General features: G+C 71.2%; 3 protein-coding genes. 2 read left to right on the top strand and 1 reads right to left on the bottom strand.

What is annotated here, in order from left to right:
- The coding region (locus CCN42_RS26565) for an MFS transporter (RefSeq protein WP_086739386.1) at positions 1-1,756 on the bottom strand (1,756 nt) is incomplete at its 3' end.
- Positions 1,757-2,023: 267 nt separating this feature from the next.
- Between CCN42_RS26565 and CCN42_RS26560 the strand changes: the two genes are divergently transcribed.
- Together CCN42_RS26560 and CCN42_RS26555 are read left to right on the top strand one after the other, a co-directional pair.
- Positions 2,024-3,379, top strand: coding sequence for a glycoside hydrolase family 10 protein (locus tag CCN42_RS26560; RefSeq protein WP_086739384.1), 1,356 nt, complete (start codon positions 2,024-2,026; stop codon positions 3,377-3,379).
- Between the two features lie 191 nt (positions 3,380-3,570).
- Positions 3,571-4,160 (top strand): MFS transporter (locus CCN42_RS26555; protein ID WP_422641190.1); only part of this gene is annotated, 590 nt, incomplete at its 3' end.

Genomic DNA, 4,160 nt, shown 5'->3' with positions numbered 1-4,160 from the left:
AGATGTGTATAAGGGCCCGCCCCTCACCCGCGTGGGTCGCCGCCGAGGCGTGCGGACCGTGCCCCGCGGCCTGGACGGCCAGGACGTAGGAACCCGAGGCCGGCACGGCGAGCGCGTAGCCCCCGTCCTCCGCGGAGTACGTCGCGCCCGCACGGCGGCCCTGCCGGTCGAGCAGGGTGACCCGGGCCCGCGGCACCGGCGCCCCGTCGGCGGACAGCACCCGCCCCTGGAAGCCCCGCAGCACCTCCTCGGCCCGCTCCAGCGAAGCGTCCTCCTCACTGCTCGCCCGCAATTGCAGCTTGCCCGAGGGCCGCTGCCCCGGCAGGAACAGCGCCAGCAGCAGGCCGACGGCGACGGCGGCGGTGGCGATGAGGAAGGAGACGCGGAAGCCGTGCATCGTCGGGACGGCGACGCCGCCGACGGTGTCCGCCGTGTTCGCCAGCACCATCCCGATGACGGCGCTCGACACGGACGTGCCGATGGACCGCATCAGGGTGTTCAGGCCGTTCGCCGCGCCGGTCTCGGAGGCCGGGACGGCGCCGACGATCAGCGCCGGGAGCGAGGAGTACGCGAGGCCGATGCCCGCACCGAGGACGATCGAGGTGACGAGGGTCTGCCAGGCGGCGTCCATCAGGCCGAGTCCGCCGCCGTAGCCGAGGGCGATGACGAGCAGACCGAGGATCAGGGTCACCTTGGGGCCGTACTTGGCGGACAGGCGGGCGTAGACCGGTGCGGTGAACATCATCGTCAGGCCCAGCGGGGCCACGCACAGGCCCGCGACGACCATCGACTGTCCGAGGCCGTAGCCGGTCTCTGAGGGAAGCTGGAGGAGCTGGGGCAGGACGAGGGAGACGACGTAGAAGGAGACCCCGACCATGATCGACGCGAGGTTGGTGAGCAGTACCTCGCGGCGTGCGGTGGTGCGCAGGTCGACCAGCGGCGCGGCGACCTTGAGTTCCATCAGGCCCCACAGCAGCAGCACCACGACCGCCGCGGCGAACAGGCCCAGCGTCGTGCCGGACGACCAGCCCCAGTCGCTGCCCTTGGTGATCGGCAGGAGCAGCAGGACCAGTCCGGCGGACAGTCCGAGCGCGCCGGGCAGATCGAAGGAGCCCGGGGCGCGCAGGGGGGACTCGGGGACGACCAGCAGGACCAGGGCGATGGCGAGGACGCCGAGGCCGGCGGCGCCGTAGAACAGGGCGTGCCAGTCGGTGTGCTGGGCGACCAGCGCCGCCGCGGGCAGCGCGAGACCGCCGCCGACGCCGATGGAGCTGCTCATCAGGGCCATGGCGGAGCCGAGCCGCTCGCGCGGGAGCATGTCGCGCATCAGGCCGATGCCGAGCGGGATGGCGCCCATGGCGAAGCCCTGGAGGGTGCGGCCGACGATCATCGGCAGCAGCGCGCTGGTGAACGCGCTGATCAGCGCGCCGACGACCATCACGGCGAGGCTGCCGACCAGCATTCGCCGCTTGCCGAAGAGGTCACCGAGCCGGCCCATGATCGGGGTGGCCACGGCTCCGGAGAGGAGCGTCGAGGTGAGGACCCAGGTCGCGTTGCCCGGGTCGGTGGCCAGCAGCTGCGGCAGGTCCTTGATCACCGGGACGAGCAGGGTCTGCATCACCGCGACCACGATGCCCGCGAAGGCGAGCACCGGGACGACGGCCTGGTTGGCGGTCCGTTCGGTCCGGTCGGTCCGGTCGGTCCGGTCGGGCCTGGCAGGCTGGCCGGCCGTCGCGCCGGTCGTCGTGCGTGTCATGTGCAGCATGAACTCGGTGTGCCCGGGCAACTATTCCGATGCTTATGCGATCTAACTAATTCTTGACCCGGTCATGGGGATCTGATCCGCCATCAGGGCATCCGAACCCGTCGGAGTGCTGCGCGAAAGTTTCGGGCCGAGGATGCGAGGTTCTCCTCCCGTAATCCCCAAATTCCTCTCGTGCACACCCCGTTGACGCCCCTGCGGTTAGTCCGTACGGTCTCCGAAGCCAATCGGAAACCCGCACGAAACTTTCGGGAGTCAGTCATGCATACGAGCACGTCCTCCCGTGCCCGCAGGGCACTCGCCCCGGTCCTCACCGGCCTGCTCGCCGTCGCCGGCCTCACCGCCGCGTCGGGCACCGCCGAGGCGGCGAGCACGCTGGCCGGCGCCGCCGCCGAGAAGGGCCGCTACTTCGGCACCGCCGTCGCGGCCAACCACCTGGGCGAAGCACCGTACGTCTCGACGCTCAACACCGAGTTCGACTCGGTCACGCCCGAGAACGAGATGAAGTGGGACGCCCTGGAACCCAGCCGCGGCGCGTTCAACTTCGCGGCGGCCGACCGGATCGTCAGCCACGCCCAGAGCCGGGGCATGAAGGTCCGCGGCCACACCCTGGTCTGGCACTCCCAGCTGCCGAGCTGGGTCGCGGGCCTCGGCGCCACCGACCTCAGAAGCGCCATGAACAACCACATCAACCAGGTCATGGGCCACTGGAAGGGCAAGATCCACTCCTGGGACGTGGTGAACGAGGCCTTCCAGGACGGCTCCAGCGGCGCCCGCCGCAGCTCGCCCTTCCAGGACAAGCTGGGCAACGGCTTCATCGAGGAGGCCTTCCGCGCCGCCCGCGCCGCCGACCCCGCCGCCAAGCTCTGCTACAACGACTACAACACCGACGGCATCAACGCGAAGAGCAATGCCGTCTACAACATGGTCCGCGACTTCAAGGCGCGCGGCGTGCCCATCGACTGCGTGGGCTTCCAGTCGCACTTCAACAGCGCCTCCCCGGTCCCCGCCGACTACCAGGCCAATCTCCAGCGCTTCGCCGACCTCGGCGTCGAGGTCCAGATCACCGAACTCGACATCGAGGGCTCCGGCACCAGCCAGGCCACCAGCTACGCCAACGTGGTCAAGGCCTGCCTCGCCGTCACCCGCTGCACCGGCATCACCGTCTGGGGCATCACCGACAAGTACTCCTGGCGGGCCAGCGGCACCCCGCTGCTGTTCGACTCCAACTACAACAAGAAGCCCGCGTACACCGCCGTGCTGAACGCGCTCGGCGGCACCTCCGGCGGCGACCCCGGCAACCCGGGCGGCGCCACCTGTACCGCCACCTACAGCAAGCAGGAGGAGTGGAGCGACCGCTTCAACGGCAGGGTGACCATCACCGCGGGCAGCGCGGCCATCACCGGCTGGACCACGACCGTCACCCTCACCTCCCCGCAGAAGATCACCGCCACCTGGAACGGCTCGCCCACCTGGGACAGCAGCGGCAACGTCATGACCATGCGGCCCAATGGCAACGGCAGCCTCGCCGCCGGCGCCTCGACCAGCTTCGGGTTCACCGTCATGAAGAACGGCAACTCGGCGGCACCGGCCATCGGCGGCTGCACGGCGTCCTGACCCGTCCTCCCGGGCCGCCTCCCAGCCCCGTCCTCCCGGGATGCCTTCGCGCCCCGTCCTCCCGGGCCGCCTTCCTGACCGTCCTCCCGGCCCGCGTCCTCGGTCGTACGACCTCCTACCGGTCGTACGACCGAGGCCATTGGGACCACATGCCGATGCCCGCACCGGGACCGGTTGAGACCATGGCACCCATGCTCCCAGCGACTGACACCACCGCCCGTGCCTCCCTCCGCACCCCACCCCCCACCTGGCTCGTCGTGGCGCTCGCCTGCGCCGGACAGTTCCTGGTCGTGCTCGACGTGTCCGTCGTCAACGTGGCGCTGCCGGCGATACGAGCCGACCTCGGGCTGAGCGGCCCGGGCCTGCAATGGGTGGTGAACGCGTACGCGATCGCCTTCGCCGGGTTCATGCTGCTCGGCGGGCGCGCCGGAGACCTGTTCGGCCGCAAGCGGATGTTCCTGGTCGGGCTCTCCCTGTTCACGGTGGCCTCACTGGGCGGCGGATTCGCGCAGGAGGGCTGGGAGCTGCTGGCCGCGCGGGCCGCGCAGGGCCTCGGCGCGGCCGTCCTCGCCCCGTCCACGCTCACCCTCCTCACCTCCGCCGTCCCGGAGGGCGCCGGGCGGGCGCGGGCCATCGCCACCTGGACGGCGGTCGGCGCGGGCGGCGGTGCCGCGGGCGGGCTCATCGGCGGGCTGCTCGTCGAGGGGCTGTCGTGGCGGTGGGTGCTGCTGATCAACGTTCCGATCGGCGCCGTCGTCCTCGCCGCCGCCCTGCGGTGGCT

Origin of the sequence: Streptomyces glaucescens (assembly GCF_002154375.1) — a bacterium.
GTDB classification, from domain to species: Bacteria; Actinomycetota; Actinomycetes; order Streptomycetales; family Streptomycetaceae; genus Streptomyces; species Streptomyces glaucescens.
This window is presented reverse-complemented; position numbering and strand designations above follow the sequence as displayed.